Below are 19,728 nucleotides of genomic sequence, written 5' to 3' on the forward strand. Positions count from 1 at the left end.
GGATTTTATTCAGTGGTTATGTGCGTTGAATGCCGGGATATCCGCGTCCTCGGCCACGTCTGCGATCAGCATGTGACCGGGCGCATGTGTGATGCAGAAGGGGATTTTTGCTTTCATCAGAACGTTCTGCGGCGTGACACCACAGGCCCAGTAGACCGGGACCTCGCCCGGGCACACCTCGACAGGGTCGCCCCAGTCCGGTCTGGCCAGGTCTTCGATCCCGATGCTCGTTGCATCGCCTCTGGCAATGGGGGCGCCATGCGCCTGCGGATACCGCGCACTGATGTTCCAGGCGTCTTCCACACGGTCAGCGGGGATCGGGCGCATGGTCACAACCATTTCTCCGCCAAACGGGCCGGCGCCGGCCAGCGCGATGTTGCTGCGGTACATTGGTACGGTCTGGTCGAGGTCGATGTGTTTGACCGCAATACCGTGCGCCTGCAGCGCATTTTCAAATGTAAAGGAACACCCCAGGGCGACCGTCACAAAGTCATCCTGCCAGTCGTCACGGATGTCCGTCACCTCGCCGGCCAGCTCCCCATCCCGGAAAAGACGGTAGCGGGGCACATCTGTGCGGATGTCGATATCTGCACCAAGATCAGGCAGCGCAGGATCACCAGGAGCGCCAATGGCGACGATCGGACAGGGCTTTGGGTTCAGCTCGCAGAACCGTATGAAATCATGGGCGTAACGTTCCGGCAGAATGGCCAGATTGCACTGCAGCCGCCCGGCGGCCAGCCCGGCCGTATGGCGCGCATAGCCACCCTCGCGGATCAGAGCGCGCAGGGCAAAAACGTCCAGTTCAGCCAGATCTTTGTGCGTGGATACCAACAGTGCCTCCCCGGGGCCCGGTCACAAGTTCGAGTAGCGCCAGTGTCAGTTTTACAGGCCACCCAGTCAAATTGATTATTTTTTCTAATTACAATAGAATTTTTTTATCGTAAGGAAAAAGCATGCGGATCAGAAATCTCGACACTTTCTACTGGATTGCGACGTTGCAGAGTTTTCGGGCAGCTGCTGACAAGCTGAACCTGACGCAGCCAGCTGTTTCCGCCCGTATCCAGATGCTGGAACAGGATCTGGGGGCACCTGTTTTCATCCGGCAGAACCGCAATGCCGAGCTCACAACCGATGGGCGGCGTCTGCTGCCATTTGCGCAAAAACAACTGGCGCTTGAGCAGGATATTCTGTCAGCTTTTTCCGGGCAGACGGGCATCAAACAAACCATCCGACTCGGCGCATCCGAAACCATCGTTGCCAGCTGGCTGCCGGACTATCTCAGCTGCCTCGGGCAGACCCGGCCAGGATTGTCCTTTGATCTGATGGTCGATTCCACCGACAGCATGCGCAACGCGCTGGTCGCCCGGGAACTCGATCTCGCGTTTCTCATGGGACCGGTCGCTGAGGTCAGTGTGACTAACCGCGATCTTTGTGCATTCGGCATGGTTTTTGCTGCCGCACCTGAAGTGACCACCCGACACGCACACTGGTCCCTTGCCGATATCGCAGCAGAGACAGTCCTCACGTTCGCCGCGGATACCAAACCCAGCCGGCAGATCCGGGAACTTCTGGCAAAGCACAGCACCACGCTGCCCGCTATGACAACATCGTCTTCGCTGGGCGCTCTCGTTCGGCTTGCCAGCAGCGGCTTCGGAATCTGTGCGGTGCCGGAAAAGGTCATCGGGCCGGAGCTGGACAGCGGGAGCCTGGAACTGCTGAAAACAGATGCTGTCCTGCCACCGATTGCATTCACCGCGTCTTATGTCTCCGGCAGCCCGGCCAGTCGCCTGATGGAAGACCTGACAAAAGAAGCGGTCGCTTTTTTACATGAAAATCCGCTGAGAACGCAGGCCGGACACTCAGTCGTATAGGCCCGGCCTTCAGCCCTGTGACTTCAGCCATTCCATAATGGCCGGGCGCACAGACATCTCACCCCGGTGACGGGCATCCGCGATGACTTTCCGCACCTGGCTCAGATCAGAACGCCGCAACAGGCTCTTGACGGGCCCGACTGACGCCGGCCGCATGGACAGGGACCGCAACCCGATCGCCGCAAAACAAAGCGCTTCTACCGGGCGGCCCGCATCCTCACCACAGAACGACAGTGGCGTGCCGCTGACACTGCAGCGCTCCACAATGCTCTCAATGAAACTCAGGAAAGAGACATTCAGCGTATCATAACGCCGCCGCACCCGCTCATTTTCCCGGTCGGCGGCGAAAAAGAACTGTTTGAGGTCGTTCCCGCCGATCGACAGGAAATCCACCTCTTCAAAGAACTTCATTGGCGCAAACCCCAGGCTGGGCGTTTCCAGCATCGCGCCGATGCGCACACTTTCCGGCAATACGTGCCCAAGCCGTTCTTCTGCGGCCATCGTCTTATCCATCAGCCGGCGCGCCGCACGGTATTCTTCCAGCTGCGCCACAAAAGGGAACATCACCGTCAGCGGGCGTCCGTTCGCCGCGCGTATCAGCGCCTGAAGCTGCATCCGCATGATGCCGGGCTTGTCCAGACCCACCCGTATGGCGCGCCATCCGAGGGCCGGATTGGGCTCATCGTTCGGCTTCATGTAAGGCAGAACCTTGTCCGATCCGATATCCAGCGTGCGGAAGACCACGGGCTTGCCGCCCGCCGCATCCAGCACCCGCGCGTAAAGCGCGACCAGTTCGGCGCGGCGCGGCATCTGGTTGCGTACCAGAAACTGCAGTTCCGTCCGGAATAGACCAACCCCCTCGGCACCGGAGCTTGGCAGCGACGGCAGATCAGCCATCAGACCCGCATTCATATGCAGGCTGACAGTGTTGCCGCACAGCGTTTCAGCGGGCTTGTCACGGATCGAGGCATAGCGCTCCTGCGCCTCGGCCAGCATCGCGATTTTATCCCGGAACGCCGTTACCACGGTTTCATCAGGGCGCAGGTGCACAATGCCCTGTTCACCATCTACCATGATATGGTCGCCATTGAGCGCTTCTGTCGTCACCCGTGCGGCATGGACCACAAGCGGGATGGCCAGTGCCCGGGCCACAATGGCAGCGTGGCTGCCGACAGAGCCTTCTTCCAGCACAATTCCGCGCAGGCTGCGCCCGTACTCCAGCAGCTCTGCAGGGCCGATATTGCGCGCAATCAGAATGGGGTCCGCGGGCATCTCAGCACCGGTATCAGCGCCCTGCCCCGTCAGGATCCGCAACAGCCGGTTGCTGAGGTCGTCCAGATCGCTCAGCCTTTCGCGCAGGTAATTGTCCGTCACACCCCCCATACGCGCCCGCGCCAGCGACTGTTCCTTTTCCACTGCGGCTTCAGCGGAAAGTCCGTTGGAGATGTCTTCCTCCATCCGGCGCATCCAGCCGCGCGAATTGGCAAACATTCTGTAGGTCTCAAGGACCTGAGCCTGATCCTTGTCGTGCGTGCCGGCAATCTCCAGCATTTTGTCTACACCGACGCGCAGCTGCTCCACCGCCTCGCGCAGGCGTTCGGCTTCACGTGTGGGATCATCCGCAATGGGGTTGGTTACCACCACGCGCGGCTCATGCAGCCAGACGTGTCCTTCGGCAGCGCCTTCCTGACCGACCGTGCCACGGAACATCGCAGGCTGCGAATGCCGCGCAGACATTGCCGCACCCTCACCGACAAACGCGCCAAGCTCTGTCATCTCGGCCAGCACCATCGCGACCACTTCGAGCGCGTAAACCTCATCGGCCGAATACACCCGGGCCGCACGCGACTGCACGACGAGCACACCCAGCGGTTCGCCCAGCCGCAGCACCGGCACACCAAGGAAACTGGAATAGATCTCTTCGCCCGTCTCGGGCATGTACCGGAAGCCCCGGGCCCTGGGCGCATCAGCTTCGTTCACAACCATCCGGCGGCGCGCAACCTTGCCCACCAGACCCTCACCAACCTTCATCCGTGTCTTGTGGACAGCGTCCTGGTTCAGACCTTCGGTCGCGCAGAGCTCAAGCGTCTTTTCATCCCGGAAGAGATAAATGGAACAGACTTCGCAGCCCATACTGTCAGCAATGATCTGCGTAATCCGGTCGAGACGCGCCTGTCCTTCGACATCGCCCGCCATCGCGTCGCGAAGCCGCCCCAGAAGACGTCGGGACCCGGTTTCAGGACGTTCTGCCACTGTCGCACCCCTCCCAGGTCAGCGATGAGCAGCCTGCCTCAGATGTGATCAGGCTGCCTTGTCGAGATCGAAGGCATCATGCAGCGCCTGCACGGCGAGTTCCATGTATTTCCTGTCGATCAGAACAGAAATCTTGATTTCTGATGTCGTAATGACCTTGATGTTGATGCCTTCCGCACTCATCACCTGGAACATTTTCGCCGCAACACCCGTGTGGCTGCGCATGCCAATGCCCACGACGCTGACCTTGGCGACATCGGTATCCGCAATGACTTCCTGGTAGTTGATGATGCCGTTGGACTTCGCGTCTTCAACAGCGTTCTGCGCCCGCATTACCTGATCTGTCGGGCACGACCACGTCATATCCGTGCGCCCTTCTTCCGAGATGTTCTGCACGATCATGTCGACGTTCACACCGGCATCGCTGAGCGCAGTGAAGATGCTCGCCGCGATCCCGGGACGGTCAGCGACGCTGACCAGGGTCATCTTGGCCTCATCGCGGCTGAACGCGACGCCTGCAACAACATTGCTTTCCATGATTTCCTCCTCGTCACAGACCAGTGTACCGGCCTCGTCTGACTGTTCCTCAAAACTGCTCAGAACCCGCAGTTTGACTTTGTACCGCATCGCCAGCTCAACAGAGCGCGTCTGCAGCACCTTGGCACCCAGCGACGCCAGCTCCAGCATTTCCTCGAACGCAATCCGGTCGAGCTTGCGGGCCTTCGCTTCAACACGCGGGTCGGTGGTGTAGACACCATCCACATCCGTATAGATATCGCACCGCTCCGCGCCAAAGGCCGCGGCAAAGGCTACCGCCGTTGTATCTGACCCGCCACGGCCCAGCGTAGTGATGCGGCCCTCCGGGCTGACACCCTGGAATCCGGCCACAACAGCCACCTTCATACCTTCACCGAACTTGGCAGTGATATTGTCTGTCGGGATCTCTTCAATGCGCGCCTGGCTGTGAGCAGACGTCGTTTTGACCGGCACCTGCCAGCCCTGCCAGCTGCGTGCCGGGACGTCCATTTCCTGCAGGGTGAGCGCCATCAGGCCCGCCGTGACGTTCTCGCCCGATGACACCACAGCATCGTATTCACGAGCATCATAAAGCGGTGACGTTTCGCCAACCCAGCCCACAAGTTCATTGGTCTTGCCGGACATGGCCGACACGATGACGATGACGTCATAGCCCTTGGCCACCTCGACACCGACCCGCTTGGCCGCGCGCCGGATCCGGTCCAGCGTGGCGACAGAAGTGCCGCCGAATTTCATTACCAGAACAGGCATATCCCTGGTCCCTTATCTCATCCGACGCGGGTTTACGCGCACCGGCACAGGATCACAAGGCATGGGGCGGCACCAGGGGCTCTCTTTTGCTGAAATCAGCTTTCAGACGTCATCAAAAAGCGTGCGGCCGGCCGTCCCAGGTTTCAAAACAACCGGTTGTGGCCATGGCGAGATGATCGAACCGGGCAACAAGACCGCCGACGGAATCGCCGACGCCGATCTCACCACCGGCACCACCCATGTCCGTACGGACCCAACCGGGATGATAAATGCCAACGGCAATGTTCTCCGATGCCAGATCCTTTGCCAGGTTGCGCCCAAGGTTCAGCACAGCGGCTTTCGAAGCCCTGTAAATATAGCTGCCACCAGGCGCTCTTTCACTGGATGCCATCTGTGAGGAGATGATCGCGATCTTTGCCGCCTTCGCCGCCCTCAGGTTGGGCAGCAGCGCTTCAACTGTCAGAAAGACGCCGGTCACATTGGTATCAAAGCTTTGCCGCCACAGATCAGGCGCAAAGCCATCCCCCAGACTGTGACCCTTGTCGAGATACACACCGGCGTTACAGACCAGAAGATCAACCGGGCGGCCGGCGAGCTTTGTTGCAAAAGCAGCATGTGAGGCCGGATCGGTCACATCGAGCGGCCAGTCCCCTGCCCTCGTTGTTCCGATAACGTCTTCGCCCCGCGCGGCGAAGGCTGCAGCCAGCCCCGCTCCGATGCCGCGGCTCGTGCCGGTAATGACGATTGTCATGCTTTCAGTTTGCCTTTCTTCCGGGCAAAAACGGCAGAGGTGCCACGGGAATACCGTCCTCTATCAGCTTTTTTGCCTCTTCGCCGTTCGCTTCGCCATAGATCGCACGCTCCGGCGTTGCACCAAGATACATCGAGCGCGCCTCTTCGGCGAATTTACCGCCCACGTAATCCGCGTTCTCTTCAACATGCCTGCGCAGTTCGGCAAGTTTCTGTTCCGCTTCACTGGCCGGTGCCTGAAGCGGACTGGCTTCAACAGCATCGGAGGTGGAAACCCGCGGCGCCATCATTGCCTTGCTCACCGCCCCGGAACCGCATTCGGCGCAGGCCAGATGTCCTGCACTGGCAAGTTTGTCAAAAGCTTCAGCCGACTGAAACCAGCTGTCAAACCGGTGCCCGTTATCACATTTCAGGGTGTAGCTGATCATTCAGGTCAGTCTCCGCTCCGTTCTCTCCTGAGATGGTACAGCATAGCGCGCTGGTCAAGACCGCATGCCTTTATGCGCGCGGGTCAAAGTCCAGCAGTATCCGCGCCAGTTCGGGTTCATCCACCATACGCGCCGCCTTTTTGCGGGACACCCAGACACGTTCGCGCTGACCTGCTTCGGGGTAATCGTCTGCAATAGCTGTCACCTCGACCGGGAAAATCATGCCAAGGCAGGGAAACTCACCGGCTTCCTCAGTATCCTTGCTGTATGAATAAATCCCCAGGCACCGGCCGTCCGATCGGCCCCGTACGCCCGCTTCTTCCCAGGCTTCCATCGCCGCCGTTTCGGCGGGCGTCTGTCCGTCCACGGGCCAGCCTTTGGGCACAATCCAGCGTCTCGTGCCACGGGACGTAATCAACAGAATGCGGATTTTGTTTTTTTGAATCCGGTAGCAGAGCGCAGCGAACTGCGACCTTACATCGTCTTTGCGCGCCCCGGAAACGGATATGGGCAGTTGTTTTATCATCGTGCGTTTACGCGTCTTATTTGTCCGGATGTGACACCCGGTTGTCTGCTCCCGCTGCTATCATGCCCGAAAAACAATGATTTGCCAAGAACACGGCCCCGACAGCGGCCCAGGCAGTGTGTGCCGCCCCGATCAGGAACGGACATCACTGCGTTGTTGAGGCAGCCGGTCGCGCAACCTGTGCGTCAGTTCCTCCAGTGGAAGGTCCGCTTCAATCGCCAGTCTGCGCAGACCGAAATGGACATGCGCCATCTCCTGATAGTAGCTGGTATAGGCGTAGTTCGTCGCCGCCCCGGCCACAGCACCCAGGACCGGAACCGCCTGTGCCGCGAGTTTCTGACCAAGAACTGTGGCAAGTCGGGGTGCCACCCGCGCGATCAGCCCCTGCACCGCCGGCCCGGTCAGCGCCACACGTGCCGATATAAACGCAAGATCTGCCCCGTCATCATCGCTGAGCGGCCCGGCTGCGGAAAACACCGTTATGCAATCGAACCGTACATTCTCTTCTTCGGGGTCAAAGCCATGTTCGGATGCAACACCCTGGATGACGCGCAACAACAGCGTGGTTGTGACCGGCAGTTCAGCAAGCGCGGTTGGCAGGCCGCCCATGCCGCCGACGGCGCCCATTGCAGCGCCGGCAGCCGAATTAAGCCAGCTTTTCTGATCCCCCACGACGCCCCGGCTGTAGTGGGCAGCTTTTGTCGCTTCGCGCAGCGCGCGTGTGGTGGCCTCGTCAAGCCCCGCGCGAACAGGTGCCGGCAACCGGTCCAGCATGCTTTCCGCACGCCCGCCCAGCAGGTTCAGCAGGTCTATACCCGCACCGCCTGCGTTGCGGTACCGTTCGGCCAGAACGTCCAGTTCAGCCTCTGTATCCGGTGGAGACGTTCTGCCTTCGATCAGATCCATGTCTTCCCCTTTCATCACATGAAATGGGCAGTGCCGGCGCGGAAATCAATCTTGTGCAAACCGTGTTACCTGTCCTGTGACACCATCCCAGGCGCCGGAAACGAGAGCCCGGCCAAGCACGCGCGCCGGGTTGGTCGGCGGCGGCATTTCCACATTCTCAAGCCGGTCAAACCCGAACCGCCCATAGTAGGGTGCATCCCCCACCAGCATCACCCGCGCCCAGCCTTCATCTGTCGCGCGCGCCAGAGAGTCCCGGATGAGCCTGCCCGCCAGCCCTTCGCCCTGACGTGTCGGGTGCACGGCGACCGGTCCAAGCAGCAAAGCGGGTTTACTCCCCACAGACACAGGCCAGTAGCGGATTGCACCGGACAGAATGCCCTCTGCATCCCGCGCCACCTGTGACAGCGCTGTCACCGGCGGTACATCATCACGCAGCCGGTATGACGACAGCGCCTCGCGGCCCGGCGCAAAGCAGGTATCAAAGAGCGCTTCAATTTCGTGGAAATCCTGCGCAGTTTCGACAGTCAGCTCATACACGGAAATTCGCAGGTCCCGGTTCAATGGGTTTCAACTGGCCCGGACGTAGCACATGCGTTAAGTGGGCTGCAAACAAGCAGGAGCGCATCATGTTCTACCGCCCCGAGGACGGCCACGGTCTGCCGCACAACCCCTTCAACGCGATTGTCTCACCCCGGCCGATTGGCTGGATCTCGACGCGCGCAGCTGACGGCAGCAACAACCTGGCACCTTATTCCTTCTTCAATGCCGTGGCTTATGTGCCACCACAGGTCATGTTCGCCTCGACCGCAGCCAAAGAGGATCGGGGTGACACCAAGGATTCCGTAGCAAATATCCGTGAGACGGGCGTGTTCTGCGTCAACGTCGTGGAATACGCTATGCGGGATGTCATGAATGCCTCATCGGCGATGCTGCCGCGCGAAACAGATGAATTCGCGCACGCCGGCGTCGCCCCGGCCGCCTGTACGTCAATTGACTGCGCGCGCGTTGCCGGGGCGCCCGCATCCCTTGAATGCAGAATGACGCAGATCGTTCAACTGCCCGGCGAGGCCAATTTTGTTGTCTTCGGCGAAGTCACGGGGGTGCATATCCGCGATGACACACTTGTGGATGGCCGGTTCGATGTCACGACATTTCAGCCGCTGTCGCGCATGGGGTACCGTGACTACACCGTGGTCCGCGAGATTTTCGAGCTGACGCGACCGGACGACTGACAGCGTACGCTGAATAAACTCGTTTCTACCCAAAGCTGTGCTAGGCTGCCTCCAGGGATATTTTCAAGGGGGCATTTATGATCGCATTCAACCATTCCATTATTCGTGCAGCAGTCTGGAATCTGGCAGGTTTTTCCCGTCCGGGCCGGCCTGTCGGCATTTCCGGACGCTCGCAGAAGGCGGCAAACCAGGCCGAAGGACTTGCGCTGCTGGACGCCGAGTTTGTCACCCTCGTTGAAGTCTCGCCCGTCAGTTACATCGAAACTCTGGTCGGGAAACTGGCGGAATACGGTGTCGAATACGACTACACCATCCTGCCACAGCAAAGCGGCAATATTCATATCGGGTTTCTGCATAAGCCCGGCATCGAGGTAACCAACCCGCGGTTCATTCCCGGCTCCGAAGGCGCCTATCAGGGCGGGCGGCAGGCCTTCGCCGTAGATGTAAAGGTCGGAAAGCTCAAAGCCATCGTGATCGGTGTGCATCTCAAATCCGGCCGTGACAGGGATGAACAGAAAATCCGTGACAGCCAGTGCAAAGTGATCGGCGAATATATTGCGGAGGTTCACCGGACGCCGGGTACAATGCGGCGTGCCATCTTCCTGATGGGTGATTTTAACATGATCCCCGGACAGGATGTCTCGAATTTTCACTATCTGGGCGGCGACGACACAATGGATTTCGTGTCCAGCTGGGATCTGCAGGACAGATTTTCGCACATCCTTGAAAAAGGCCGCGCCAATCTGCTCGACGGCTTTGCGGTCAGCCGCAACTATTCAACCGACTACATCAAAGGCAGTCTGAGGCTTTTCCCCATGCACTGGACGATGGACATGGGGCGCGAAAAGTTCCGCAAGAACGTCTCCGACCACCTGCCCTTTGTCGCGAGCTTCCGCATCTACTGACGTCCGCTGGCGGGACGGTGGGCGGGGCGTCTTGCCGGATGGCAAGAGCGCCGTGCACCGTCAGTGCCCGCCCAGCATTCCCGTCTTTACAGAGTAATCAACCGCCAGCGCATAGTCAGGGTCGTCATCACTGTCGACCATCAGCTGACCCGCTTTGTTCAGCAGGCGGTGACAGTCCCGGCTGAGATGCCGAAGCATCAGTGTTTTACCAGCGCTCTCATATTTTTCGGCAATGGCTTCGATCGCCTGCAGCGCTGACTGATCCACCACCCGGCTGTCGGCAAAGTCCACGATCACGGTATCCGGGTCACCGGCCACATCAAAAAGCTCCGTAAACCCGTCAGACGATCCAAAGAACAAAGGCCCCTGGATCTCATAGACTTTTGCACCCTTCTCGGTATGCGACTCCCGGGTTTTTGCGTGAATGCGGCGCGCATTGTTCCACGCGTAAGCCAGCGCGCTGACAATAACGCCAACCACCACCGCTACCGCGAGGTCTTCCAGGACTGTCACGACTGTCACCAGCAGAATGACAAAAGCATCCGTCAGCGGAACCTTCCGCAGGATGGTCAGCGAGTTCCATGCAAATGTACCGATCACCACCATAAACATGACACCAACCAGCGCCGCGAGTGGGATAAGTTCAATCACAGAAGAACCGACGAGAATAAAGAGCAGCAGGAAAACCGCAGCGGCGATCCCGGCGACCCGTGTGCGCCCCCCAGATTTCACGTTGATCATCGACTGACCGATCATCGCGCAACCGCCCATACCGCCAAAGAACCCTGTTACGGTATTTGCCACGCCCTGCGCGATACACTCCTGGCTCGCACCGCCGCGCTCATTGGTCATATCACCCACAAGGTTCAGCGTCAGCAGGCTCTCGATCAGACCGATGGCAGCCAGGATCACCGCATAGGGCAGGATAATCTCGAACGTTTCCCAGTTCAGCGGCACCATCGGGATGTGCAGGCTGGGCAGCCCGCCCTGGATCGACGCCAGATCACCCACGCGTGGCACATCGAGGCCAAATGCAATCACAATGGCGGCGACAATGCCGATCCCGGCCAGCGGTGCAGGGATCACTTTGGTGATCCGGGGCATGACCCAGATAATCGCCATCGTCACGGCAACCAGCGCCAGCATCAGAACCAGCGGCTGACCCGACAGCCATTCACCGCCACCCATGCCGTGACCCGTGTTTTCCATGGTACCCGGCACCTTGAACTGTCCCAGCTGGGCCAGGAAAATCACGATCGCCAGACCGTTCACAAACCCCAGCATCACCGGATGCGGCACAAGACGGATAAACTTGCCCCACTGCATGACCCCCGCGAAAACCTGCAAAAGCCCCATCAGCACAACGGTAGCAAAGAGGTATTCAACCCCATGCTCGGCCACGAGCGCCACCATCACGACTGCAAGCGCCCCTGTCGCGCCCGAAATCATCCCCGGCCGCCCACCGATCAGGGCTGTGATCAGCCCGACCAGAAACGCCGCGTAAAGCCCTACCAGCGGGTGCACACCGGCCACAAAAGCAAACGCAACGGCCTCGGGGACGAGAGCCAGGGCCACGGTCAACCCCGACAGAAGCTCAATGCGCAGGCGCGCAGGTGTCAGCCCGTCTTTCGGCGCCCAGCGCAGATCCGTTACATCCAGATTTCGGGTAAACTCACGAAAGGTCGTCTTCGCCATGAATGGCTCCTGTGCTGTCAGGTCCTGCGGGATTGCCGGGCATCCGGCACCGGGTTGGGCGCTCCCTAGACCCTTTGCAGGCGAATGGAAACCCCGCTGGCGGGTTCACAGCTCCCGCATTCCGGTTAATTAGTCGTAAATTTCCGCAGATGCTGAAAGTTCCGGCACTTGAATGGCCCTTCCCGGAAACAGAACCGCAGACACCCCGACAGCGCCTGCGACACGGACCCACCCGTCTCAAAACGCTTTCCAAATCTGCGCCCTGCGCTAAGCTGACAACCGACGGGGGAATTGATGATCACTGTACAATGCGATGCCGATCTGGACGCTCTGCGGCCGTTGACGCCCGGTGAAATCCAGCTGCTGGCAGCTTGTCGCGCGGGCGAACCCTGCAGGCTGAACGGGGGGCACCTGCCGGACGAGGCCGGATCCCGCCGCGCGCAGTTCATCCGCGCAGACATCCTCCGTTATCTGATCATGGGCGGCTGTGAGACCAATCCGGTGGCCAGCACCGGCATCGATCTGCACGGCGCATTTATCTCCGGCACCCTCAATCTGGCGACAGTGAAATCGCATGGCGCGGTCGGTCTGCAAAACTGCCGTTTTGACCGGCTTTTCACGCTGTTTCAGTCAGAGATCCAGAACCTCAGGCTGGATGGCAGCCACCTCTGCGGGCTGAATGGCCACGGGCTGAATGCAGCAAACGATGTAATTCTGCGTGACGTGACGGACACCGGCGGCATCAACCTGTTTGCGGCAAGGATTGGCGGTCGCCTGGACCTTGGTGGTGCAGATATCAGACCCTCGAGGCATCTCGCGCTCAATGCAAAGAACGCTGAAATCGCTGGTGGCGTCACGCTGAGCAATCTCTGTGCGACAGGCCGGGTTTCCCTGAACGGGGCCGTGATCAACGGCCAGATGGCCTGCGAAAACGCCAGCCTGGATGCGCACGGCGCGGCCTATGCCTTCAAGGCGCAGGACACGGTCATCAGATCCGACCTCAACTGCACCGGCATACGGGTGAAAGGTATGTTCAGCCTTTCCGGCGCACAGGTCGGCGGACGCCTTGTTCTGAACCACGCGGAATTTGATGCAGCCAGCGATGATCCGGCCACACCCGCCGTCCGCCTTGTGCGTATGAACGTGTCTGAGGGGCTGCACTGGGAAGGCATTCGCCTCGGAGACGGCCGGGTGAGCCTCACATCTGCGCATGTCGGTGACCTGCGTCATGATCTGAACAGTGACATGGACAGCTGGCCGCCTGCGGATCGTTTTGACCTTGACGGTTTTACCTATGACCGGATGACCGGGCCCTCGATTTCACCCGGCACCTTTATTGAATGGCTCCGCAAAGGCAGCACGGAAAAAGAAAACTTCCTGCCGCAACCTTTCACGCAGCTCGCAAAAATATTGCGCGAGCGTGGGCATGACCGGGATTCCCGGCTGATCCTGGCCGAGCGTGACCGCCTGATCATGAAAAACATCCGGGACCGCGCGCGCATCACCGACTATGACGGCACATGGTCCCGGGCGTTCCTCGGACTTTCCCGCGATGCCAGCAATATCCGCAGATGGGCGATCGATGTGATGCTGCGCCGCACGGTCGGATATGGGTACCGGCCTTTCCGCAGCATGTGGATGCTCGCGACGCTGGTGGTCGTAGCCGTTACGATGGCGCAAATGACGTGGCGGGAGGGTTCATTCGTGCCTGACGCTGAGGCTGCCAATGGATCAGACGTCTGGATTGCACTGTCCGGGAGCGGTATTCCAAACCCGGCACAGGCCTGGGCGGAAACGCCTTTGGTGCAGCGCGATGGTACCGTCAGTCCGCCGCCCGGGCGCGATTACCCCCGCTTCAATGCCATCGCATGGGGCGCGGACCTGGTCATCCCGATCATCGATTTCGGACAGACTGCTCACTGGGGCCCGTCCGCGGGACGCGGCCCATGGGGGCTGTGGCTGTGGCGCGCATCCTTTTTCCTTGCCGCAGCAGGCTGGATCGTCACAGCGCTCGGTGCAGCGGCGATCACAGGGATCATCCGCCGGGAATGATCAGCGTGCGCTGACTTTGCAATTTCCAAAACTCACCGTGATCAGATGCAGTCTGCACTTTTCAAAAGCGCGCGGCAGGGTAAGCTGTTCCGCGACAGGCAAAAGGATTCCCCCTTCATGACCAGCACAAAGATTGCCGTCATCGGCGGCTCGGGCCTCTATGACATCGACGGGCTTGAAAACACCGAATGGGTGACGGTTGATACCCCCTGGGGTGCGCCATCTGACGCGCTGCTGACCGGGTCACTGGGTGGTGTCGACATGGTGTTTCTGCCGCGGCACGGACGCGGGCACATGCACTCTCCGACAACAGTCCCCTACCGCGCCAATATTGACGCACTCAAACGTCTGGGCGTGACAGACGTGATATCCGTGTCCGCCTGCGGTTCTTTCCGCGAAGAAATGGCGCCAGGCGATTTTGTGATCGTGGATCAGTTCATCGACCGTACCTTTGCGCGGGAAAAGAGTTTTTTCGGCACCGGGTGTGTGGCCCATGTTTCTGTGGCCCATCCGACCTGCCCGCGCCTTGGAGCGGCCTGTCTTACGGCGGCGAAGGATGCCGGGATTACCGTGCATGACGGCGGTACATATCTGGCGATGGAGGGGCCGCAGTTTTCGACACTGGCTGAATCCAGGATGTACCGTGAAAGCTGGCGCGCGGATGTGATCGGTATGACCAATATGCCGGAGGCGAAACTCGCCCGCGAGGCGGAGCTTTGCTATGCGTCAGTCGCAATGATTACCGACTACGACAGCTGGCATCCGGATCATGGCGAGGTCGACGTCACCGAAATCATCAAAACGCTGATGGGCAACGCCGACAAGGGCCGCGATCTCGTTCGCCGCCTGCCGGGCCTTCTTGGGGCGGACCGGGCGCCCTGCCCGCACGGGTGTGACCGCGTGCTTGAATTCGCCATTCTGACCCAGCCGGATGCGCGCGATCCGTCGATTGTGGCCAAACTGGACGCGGTCGCTGGCCGTGTCCTCTGAAATCTGACAGGAAGATTGCTCAATGCCCCTTGATCTCTGGCTGACCTTCGTCGCCGCCTCCACCGCCCTGCTGCTGATCCCGGGCCCGACCGTTCTGCTTGTGCTGAGCTATGCCCTGTCGCGCGGCCGGTCCGTCGCGGTGGCCTCGGCCGCCGGTGTCGCACTGGGCGATCTGATCGCCATGACGGCCTCCCTGCTGGGGCTGGGTGCGATCGTTCTGGCCTCGGCCACCGCCTTCACGGTGCTGAAGTGGGCGGGCGCAATCTATCTGATCTGGCTCGGGGTTAAACTTATCCGCTCAGCGCCCACCGAAGGGCTGACCCCTGCCAGAAACGTCACCGCTCAGGGCGTCTTCGGACACGCCGCGGCAGTGACCGCGCTGAACCCGAAATCCATCGCCTTCTTCATCGCCTTCGTGCCGCAGTTTGTCTCTGCGGACAGGGCACTCCTGCCGCAGTTTGCCATTCTGATTGCAACCTTCGTCGGCCTCGCAGCACTCAACGCGCTGGCCTATGCGCTGATGGCAGACCGCCTGCGCCGTTTTATCGCCCGGCCTTCGGCCCTTGCCTGGATCACCCGCGCCGGCGGCACTGCCCTGATCGGGATGGGCGTCATGACAGCCGCCCTGCGCCGCACCACCTGAAAGAGAGATTATGAAAACTGTTCAGGACTACATCCGCACCATTGTCGACTTTCCGCATGAAGGCATCATGTTCCGGGACGTCACCACGCTTTTTGCGGACCCGCGCGGTTTCCGCATGGCTATCGATCAGATGCTGCACCCCTACGCAGGTATGGAAATCGACAAGGTGGTCGGGCTGGAGGCCCGCGGTTTCATCCTTGGCGGCGCGATAGCGCACCAGCTGTCAGTGGGGTTTGTGCCGATCCGTAAGAAGGGCAAACTGCCGGGCACGACCATCAGTCAGGACTATAAACTGGAATACGGCGAGGCGATTGTTGAAATTCACGATGATGCCATTGAAGCCGGCGAAAAAATTCTGGTGGTGGATGATCTGCTGGCAACCGGCGGCACAGCAGAGGCCGGGATCCGCCTGATCGAACGGCTGGGCGGGGAAATCGTCTCAACATCTTTCATCATTGATCTGCCGGACCTTGGAGGTCGCAAAAAGCTTGAAGCGATGGGCGTCGAGGTGCACGCGCTCTGCACGTTTGACGGTCTCTGACACCGGCGGAACAGGACACAACACATGCAACAACGCTGGGCCATTCTGGCCGTCCTGTTTTTCGCCCGCACCTGCATGGCGTTTCAGTTTCAGTCCGTCGCGGCTCTGGCACCACAGCTTGCGGAACGGTTTGACCTGAACCTCGCAGATATCGGCGTGCTGATCGGGCTTTTTCTGGGGGCTGGCATCTTTGTCGCGATCCCTGGCGGTTCCATCGCCGCACGTTTCGGCGACAAGCGGGTCACGGCGATCAGCCTTGGCTTGATGATTGCAGGTGCCCTTCTGATGGCTTTTGCCAGTGACTGGTGGCTGCTGGCTGCCGGGCGGGCTCTTTCCGGTGTTGGCGGCGTGATCATCAACGTGATCATGACGAAAATGGTCATCGACTGGTTCACCGGCCACGAAATCGGCACCTCTATGGGCGTTCTGATCGGTGCCTGGCCGTTCGGTATTGCCGTGGCCCTGCTTGTCCTGCCACCTCTGGCAGGAACCGGTGGTCTGCTACTGGCCTGGGCCGGTCTCATCGGGACAATCGCATTGAGCCTGCTGGCGCTGGTTCTTGTCTACCAGAGCCCACCTGCCGCAGAGGGTGCAGGCGCAGTTTCCGGTGGCACCTCGGCGCACTGGACGCCCCTGCTCGCCGCTGCATCGATCTGGGGAATGTATAATGTCGGGCTGGCAATGGTTTTTGGGTTCGGGCCCCTGCTGCTGGCACAGAATGGTATGTCGGCCACAGCGGCCAGTTCCGTGATCAGTGTGTTCATTCTGATGGTCGGCGTCGGTGTGCCACTGGGTGGCATTCTGTCTGACCGGCTGCGGAACCGGGACGGCGTAATCTTTGCCAGCCTGCTTTTCTGTACTCTTGTCATGCCGGTGCTCGCTGTGGCGCCGGCAGGCATCGCTGCGCTGATCTACGGTGGCGCAGGCCTATTCATGGGCCTTGCTGCGGGCCCGATTATGACAATGCCGGGCCAGGCCCTGCCGCTGGCGGTCCGGGCTTTTGGCATGGGTGTGTTTTTCACAATTTACTATGCGGTGATGATGGCGGCCCCCGGTATTGCCGGGGGTATTGCCGAAGCGGCGGACAATACTGCCATGACATACTGGCTGGGCAGCCTGGCGTTTCTGATCTGCCTGCCGGGGCTGTTCATTTTCCGCAAAACCGTTCCGGCTGCAGTCTGATACTGTCAGGTCCGTAAGACAGCGCCTGGGTTCATAATCCCCAGCGGGTCGAGTGCCGCCTTAATCGCCCGCATGGCGCCCAGTTTGGCCGGGTCGCCATAGCGCTCCAGGTCAGCAACTTTCAGCCGGCCCACGCCATGCTCTGCACTGAAAGACCCATCAAACTCGTGCACCAGGTCATGAATCGCGCGCTGCAGGTCCGCACGCTGGTTCAGGTGCTCTTTCTTGGTGCGTCCGGGCATCGGGAAAATGTTATAGTGCAGGTTGCCATCGCCCAGATGCCCGAAACAGTTGATGCGGAAGTCCCCCATCGCGGCGATCCGGCTGACACCCGCGTCAATAAAGGACGGGATGGCGCTCAGCGGCAGAGACACATCGCTGGACACGATGGCCCCGACGGCCTTGTTCGCAATCGGGATATTCTCACGCACGGCCCAGAAATCATCGGCCTCCCGTGCGTTCTGCGCGATCACGCCATCGCTGACCAGGCCCGCGTCCAGCCCGGCTTCAAAGAGTTCCGCCAGCGCTTCATCCGGGGACATACCTTCAACCGTACCAATCTCGATCAGCACAGACCATGCGGGAGCATCGCCCAAGGGCTGACGCACCTGAGGCAGTTCAGCGGCCAGAAACGCGAACGCCTGCCCCGAAATCAGCTCAAACGCCGTGACAAGATCACCGAGGCGGCTGCGCGCGAGGGCCAGCAGGCTCAGCGCGGTCGCAGGAGAGTCCGTCACAAATATCGCGGTGCCTGTGCCGGCCGGTTGCGGGAACAGTTTCAGCGAGGCGGCCGTGATAACACCCAGGGTGCCTTCGGACCCGATCAGCAGATGGCGCAGGTCGTAACCGGTGTTGTCCTTGCGCAGGCGGCGCAGCCCGTGCCAGATCTGCCCGTCCGGCAGAACCGCTTCGAGCCCCAGGCACAGATCACGCGTGTTTCCATATCGCAGGACTGCCGTGCCGCCGGCATTAGTGGCCAGGTTACCGCCAATCCGCGCAGTTCCCTCAGCCGCAAGCGACAGGGGAAAAAGCCGTCCCGCTTCCGCTGCCGTCTTCTGAACATCTGCCAGAATGACGCCGGCCTCACAGATCATGACGTTTTCCTCCGGATGCACCGCACGCACCCGGTTCATCCGTTCAAGCGACAGGATGAGCGGCAAAGGCCCGTCGGGCGAGATTTGCCCGCCAACCAAACCGGTGCCCCCGCCATACGGCATGACGGGAACACGATGCTCTGCCGCAAGACGGACGATTGATGCCACATCCTCCGTCGTGCCTGGGCGGGCCACCAGCGTTTCGCGGCCCGTGAAAGTGCCGCGCGGTTCTTCCAGATACCTGGGTTCGGAACGCGTCAGAACAGTATCAGTCAGCTGTCCTGACAGGGTGGATTCAAAGGCGGCATCAGCGGAGCGGAGTGTCATGCCCCTTGATCCCCTGCCCGCGACCGGGATGCAAGGGCGCTCTAGGGATCGCTGAGAAACGCGGGCCGCAGCACCATGATCGTCGGACGCGATGGCAACCGGTCAAGCGATATCTCCAGCGACGGCCCGCCCACTTCGACAACGGCAAAATCGTCAGCCATGCCTGCCAGGAAATCATCCAGCGCAAAGAGCGAGAACCAGTGCATCGGAATGACGACTGACGACCGCAGACGTTTGAGCACCCGCGTCATGGTCGCGAGGTCCAGCGTATACCCGCCATCCACCGGAGCCATGACAACATCCAGACGCCCGATGGCGGCATATTGTTCCGCGTCCGGTTCATGATGCAGATGCCCCAGATGGCCGATGCACAGCCCGGCCATCTCAAATATGAAAATCGAATTACCTTCTTTTTCGATACCGGAAAATTGAGAGCGGATGTCTGTCGATACGTTGCGGACCAGGACCTCGCCCAGATCAAGCCTGTGATCTATGCCTTCGCCCAAAGCGCCCCACCCTGGCAGGACATGGGGTATGGCGGGGTCCGGATTTGCGGTCCAGTGTGTGGCATGCGCATGGTTCATGGTCACGACATCCGGTATCAACGGCAGCGTGCCGGTGTACCCGGTGTAATCCGTGACCATATTGAGCCCGCCGTGACTGCGCACAAGAAAACTCGCATGCGTGATATAGTGAATCCGCACGGTTTCTTCATCGACCGGCCCCAGGGCGGCCGGAACGACATATTCGAGGCCGGGTGTCTGCTGTGCGAGAGCGATACAATGACTGGGCGTCCGACCCGCAGTTTGTGACTGCGCCTGAACCGCACTGCCAAAGACCAGAACCATCAGTAAAAGCAGAACCCGCGCCATCCCGCACTCCTCTCTCACAAAGGAGTATAGCCCGAACCCCGAAGTTTTCAGCAACACCTGACGCGCGTGCATCCAAAACAGGCGGTGGCCTGCACAATTTGTTGGCAGTCAATACCTCTCGCCGGGCACCCCGCGGTTTTCCGCAGGAAAACTGAATATTCAGAATGTGGCGCA

The 19,728-nt window shown here is 60.3% G+C and carries 19 protein-coding genes; 8 read left to right on the forward strand and 11 right to left on the reverse strand.

Annotated features, from left to right (window positions below):
• Positions 1-9: 9 nt before the first annotated feature.
• The gene (locus AB4K19_RS10495; protein WP_375228324.1) at positions 10-831 is read right to left on the reverse strand and encodes a putative hydro-lyase; all 822 of its coding nucleotides are present in this window, start codon (positions 829-831) and stop codon (positions 10-12) included.
• 122 nt (positions 832-953) lie between these two features.
• Between AB4K19_RS10495 and AB4K19_RS10500 the strand changes: the two genes are divergently transcribed.
• Positions 954-1,871 carry a LysR family transcriptional regulator gene (locus AB4K19_RS10500; protein WP_436397513.1) on the forward strand — a complete coding sequence of 306 codons (918 nt, stop codon included), beginning with the start codon at positions 954-956 and terminating at the stop codon, positions 1,869-1,871.
• A gap of 9 nt (positions 1,872-1,880) precedes the next feature.
• On the opposite strand, the gene ptsP is transcribed toward AB4K19_RS10500, so the two are convergent.
• The 7 genes from ptsP to AB4K19_RS10535 form a co-directional block, all read right to left on the reverse strand.
• Positions 1,881-4,067, reverse strand: coding sequence for a phosphoenolpyruvate--protein phosphotransferase (gene ptsP / locus AB4K19_RS10505; protein ID WP_375230877.1), 2,187 nt, complete (start codon positions 4,065-4,067; stop codon positions 1,881-1,883).
• Between the two features lie 105 nt (positions 4,068-4,172).
• Complete coding sequence (locus AB4K19_RS10510) at positions 4,173-5,411, reverse strand: aspartate kinase (RefSeq protein ID WP_375228326.1); 1,239 nt, start codon at positions 5,409-5,411, stop codon at positions 4,173-4,175.
• Between the two features lie 112 nt (positions 5,412-5,523).
• Complete coding sequence (locus AB4K19_RS10515; RefSeq protein WP_375228327.1) at positions 5,524-6,162, reverse strand: SDR family NAD(P)-dependent oxidoreductase; 639 nt, start codon at positions 6,160-6,162, stop codon at positions 5,524-5,526.
• 4 nt (positions 6,163-6,166) lie between these two features.
• On the reverse strand, positions 6,167-6,589 hold the full coding sequence (locus AB4K19_RS10520; RefSeq protein ID WP_375228328.1) for a DUF1178 family protein: 423 nt from the start codon (positions 6,587-6,589) through the stop codon (positions 6,167-6,169).
• Between the two features lie 70 nt (positions 6,590-6,659).
• A complete protein-coding gene (locus AB4K19_RS10525; protein WP_375228329.1) occupies positions 6,660-7,115 on the reverse strand; it encodes an NUDIX hydrolase in 456 nt (151 codons plus the stop codon).
• A gap of 132 nt (positions 7,116-7,247) precedes the next feature.
• Positions 7,248-8,021, reverse strand: coding sequence for an EcsC family protein (locus tag AB4K19_RS10530; protein ID WP_375228330.1), 774 nt, complete (start codon positions 8,019-8,021; stop codon positions 7,248-7,250).
• A gap of 45 nt (positions 8,022-8,066) precedes the next feature.
• The gene (locus AB4K19_RS10535) at positions 8,067-8,558 is read right to left on the reverse strand and encodes a GNAT family N-acetyltransferase (protein WP_375228331.1); all 492 of its coding nucleotides are present in this window, start codon (positions 8,556-8,558) and stop codon (positions 8,067-8,069) included.
• 89 nt (positions 8,559-8,647) lie between these two features.
• Between AB4K19_RS10535 and AB4K19_RS10540 the strand changes: the two genes are divergently transcribed.
• Entirely contained in the window at positions 8,648-9,253 is a 606-nt protein-coding gene (locus tag AB4K19_RS10540) for a flavin reductase family protein (protein WP_375228332.1), read from the forward strand.
• Between the two features lie 77 nt (positions 9,254-9,330).
• A complete protein-coding gene (locus AB4K19_RS10545) occupies positions 9,331-10,158 on the forward strand; it encodes an endonuclease/exonuclease/phosphatase family protein (protein ID WP_375228333.1) in 828 nt (275 codons plus the stop codon).
• Positions 10,159-10,218: 60 nt separating this feature from the next.
• Here the strand turns inward: AB4K19_RS10545 and AB4K19_RS10550 are convergent, their stop codons facing one another.
• Positions 10,219-11,853: a SulP family inorganic anion transporter gene (locus tag AB4K19_RS10550; RefSeq protein ID WP_436397515.1), complete on the reverse strand. Its 1,635-nt coding sequence runs from the start codon at positions 11,851-11,853 to the stop codon at positions 10,219-10,221.
• Between the two features lie 294 nt (positions 11,854-12,147).
• Between AB4K19_RS10550 and AB4K19_RS10555 the strand changes: the two genes are divergently transcribed.
• From AB4K19_RS10555 to AB4K19_RS10575, 5 genes are all read left to right on the forward strand, one after another.
• A complete protein-coding gene (locus tag AB4K19_RS10555) occupies positions 12,148-13,905 on the forward strand; it encodes a hypothetical protein (RefSeq protein ID WP_436397517.1) in 1,758 nt (585 codons plus the stop codon).
• A 117-nt stretch (positions 13,906-14,022) separates the two neighbouring features.
• Entirely contained in the window at positions 14,023-14,895 is an 873-nt protein-coding gene (locus AB4K19_RS10560; RefSeq protein WP_436397519.1) for an S-methyl-5'-thioadenosine phosphorylase, read from the forward strand.
• A gap of 22 nt (positions 14,896-14,917) precedes the next feature.
• A complete protein-coding gene (locus tag AB4K19_RS10565) occupies positions 14,918-15,538 on the forward strand; it encodes a LysE family translocator (protein WP_375228335.1) in 621 nt (206 codons plus the stop codon).
• Between the two features lie 10 nt (positions 15,539-15,548).
• Positions 15,549-16,079 (forward strand): adenine phosphoribosyltransferase, encoded by a 531-nt coding sequence (locus tag AB4K19_RS10570; RefSeq protein WP_375228336.1) that lies wholly within the window; start codon positions 15,549-15,551, stop codon positions 16,077-16,079.
• 24 nt (positions 16,080-16,103) lie between these two features.
• Positions 16,104-17,261: an MFS transporter gene (locus AB4K19_RS10575; protein ID WP_375228337.1), complete on the forward strand. Its 1,158-nt coding sequence runs from the start codon at positions 16,104-16,106 to the stop codon at positions 17,259-17,261.
• A gap of 5 nt (positions 17,262-17,266) precedes the next feature.
• Here AB4K19_RS10575 and AB4K19_RS10580 read toward each other — a convergent pair whose 3' ends face one another.
• Together AB4K19_RS10580 and AB4K19_RS10585 are read right to left on the reverse strand one after the other, a co-directional pair.
• Positions 17,267-18,682, reverse strand: coding sequence for an FAD-binding oxidoreductase (locus AB4K19_RS10580; RefSeq protein WP_436397521.1), 1,416 nt, complete (start codon positions 18,680-18,682; stop codon positions 17,267-17,269).
• Positions 18,683-18,723: 41 nt separating this feature from the next.
• Positions 18,724-19,554, reverse strand: a complete 831-nt coding sequence (locus AB4K19_RS10585) for an MBL fold metallo-hydrolase (RefSeq protein ID WP_375228338.1) — start codon at positions 19,552-19,554, stop codon at positions 18,724-18,726.
• Positions 19,555-19,728: the final 174 nt, after the last annotated feature.

The sequence above is a fragment of the Roseobacter phycocola genome (genome assembly GCF_042055075.2).
Taxonomy (GTDB): Bacteria; Pseudomonadota; Alphaproteobacteria; order Rhodobacterales; family Rhodobacteraceae; genus Roseobacter.

Excerpts from the sequence above, each read along its gene's own strand:
- AB4K19_RS10500 (WP_436397513.1), top strand. The coding sequence starts at position 954 with ATGCGGATCAGAAATCTCGACACTTTCTACTGGATTGCGACGTTGCAG.
- ptsP (WP_375230877.1), bottom strand. The coding sequence starts at position 4,067 with ATGGCGGGCGATGTCGAAGGACAGGCGCGTCTCGACCGGATTACGCAG.
- AB4K19_RS10510 (WP_375228326.1), bottom strand. The coding sequence starts at position 5,411 with ATGCCTGTTCTGGTAATGAAATTCGGCGGCACTTCTGTCGCCACGCTG.
- AB4K19_RS10515 (WP_375228327.1), bottom strand. The coding sequence starts at position 6,162 with ATGACAATCGTCATTACCGGCACGAGCCGCGGCATCGGAGCGGGGCTG.
- AB4K19_RS10520 (WP_375228328.1), bottom strand. The coding sequence starts at position 6,589 with ATGATCAGCTACACCCTGAAATGTGATAACGGGCACCGGTTTGACAGC.
- AB4K19_RS10525 (WP_375228329.1), bottom strand. The coding sequence starts at position 7,115 with ATGATAAAACAACTGCCCATATCCGTTTCCGGGGCGCGCAAAGACGAT.
- AB4K19_RS10530 (WP_375228330.1), bottom strand. The coding sequence starts at position 8,021 with ATGGATCTGATCGAAGGCAGAACGTCTCCACCGGATACAGAGGCTGAA.
- AB4K19_RS10540 (WP_375228332.1), top strand. The coding sequence starts at position 8,648 with ATGTTCTACCGCCCCGAGGACGGCCACGGTCTGCCGCACAACCCCTTC.
- AB4K19_RS10545 (WP_375228333.1), top strand. The coding sequence starts at position 9,331 with ATGATCGCATTCAACCATTCCATTATTCGTGCAGCAGTCTGGAATCTG.
- AB4K19_RS10550 (WP_436397515.1), bottom strand. The coding sequence starts at position 11,853 with ATGGCGAAGACGACCTTTCGTGAGTTTACCCGAAATCTGGATGTAACG.
- AB4K19_RS10555 (WP_436397517.1), top strand. The coding sequence starts at position 12,148 with ATGATCACTGTACAATGCGATGCCGATCTGGACGCTCTGCGGCCGTTG.
- AB4K19_RS10560 (WP_436397519.1), top strand. The coding sequence starts at position 14,023 with ATGACCAGCACAAAGATTGCCGTCATCGGCGGCTCGGGCCTCTATGAC.
- AB4K19_RS10565 (WP_375228335.1), top strand. The coding sequence starts at position 14,918 with ATGCCCCTTGATCTCTGGCTGACCTTCGTCGCCGCCTCCACCGCCCTG.
- AB4K19_RS10570 (WP_375228336.1), top strand. The coding sequence starts at position 15,549 with ATGAAAACTGTTCAGGACTACATCCGCACCATTGTCGACTTTCCGCAT.
- AB4K19_RS10575 (WP_375228337.1), top strand. The coding sequence starts at position 16,104 with ATGCAACAACGCTGGGCCATTCTGGCCGTCCTGTTTTTCGCCCGCACC.
- AB4K19_RS10580 (WP_436397521.1), bottom strand. The coding sequence starts at position 18,682 with ATGACACTCCGCTCCGCTGATGCCGCCTTTGAATCCACCCTGTCAGGA.
- AB4K19_RS10585 (WP_375228338.1), bottom strand. The coding sequence starts at position 19,554 with ATGGCGCGGGTTCTGCTTTTACTGATGGTTCTGGTCTTTGGCAGTGCG.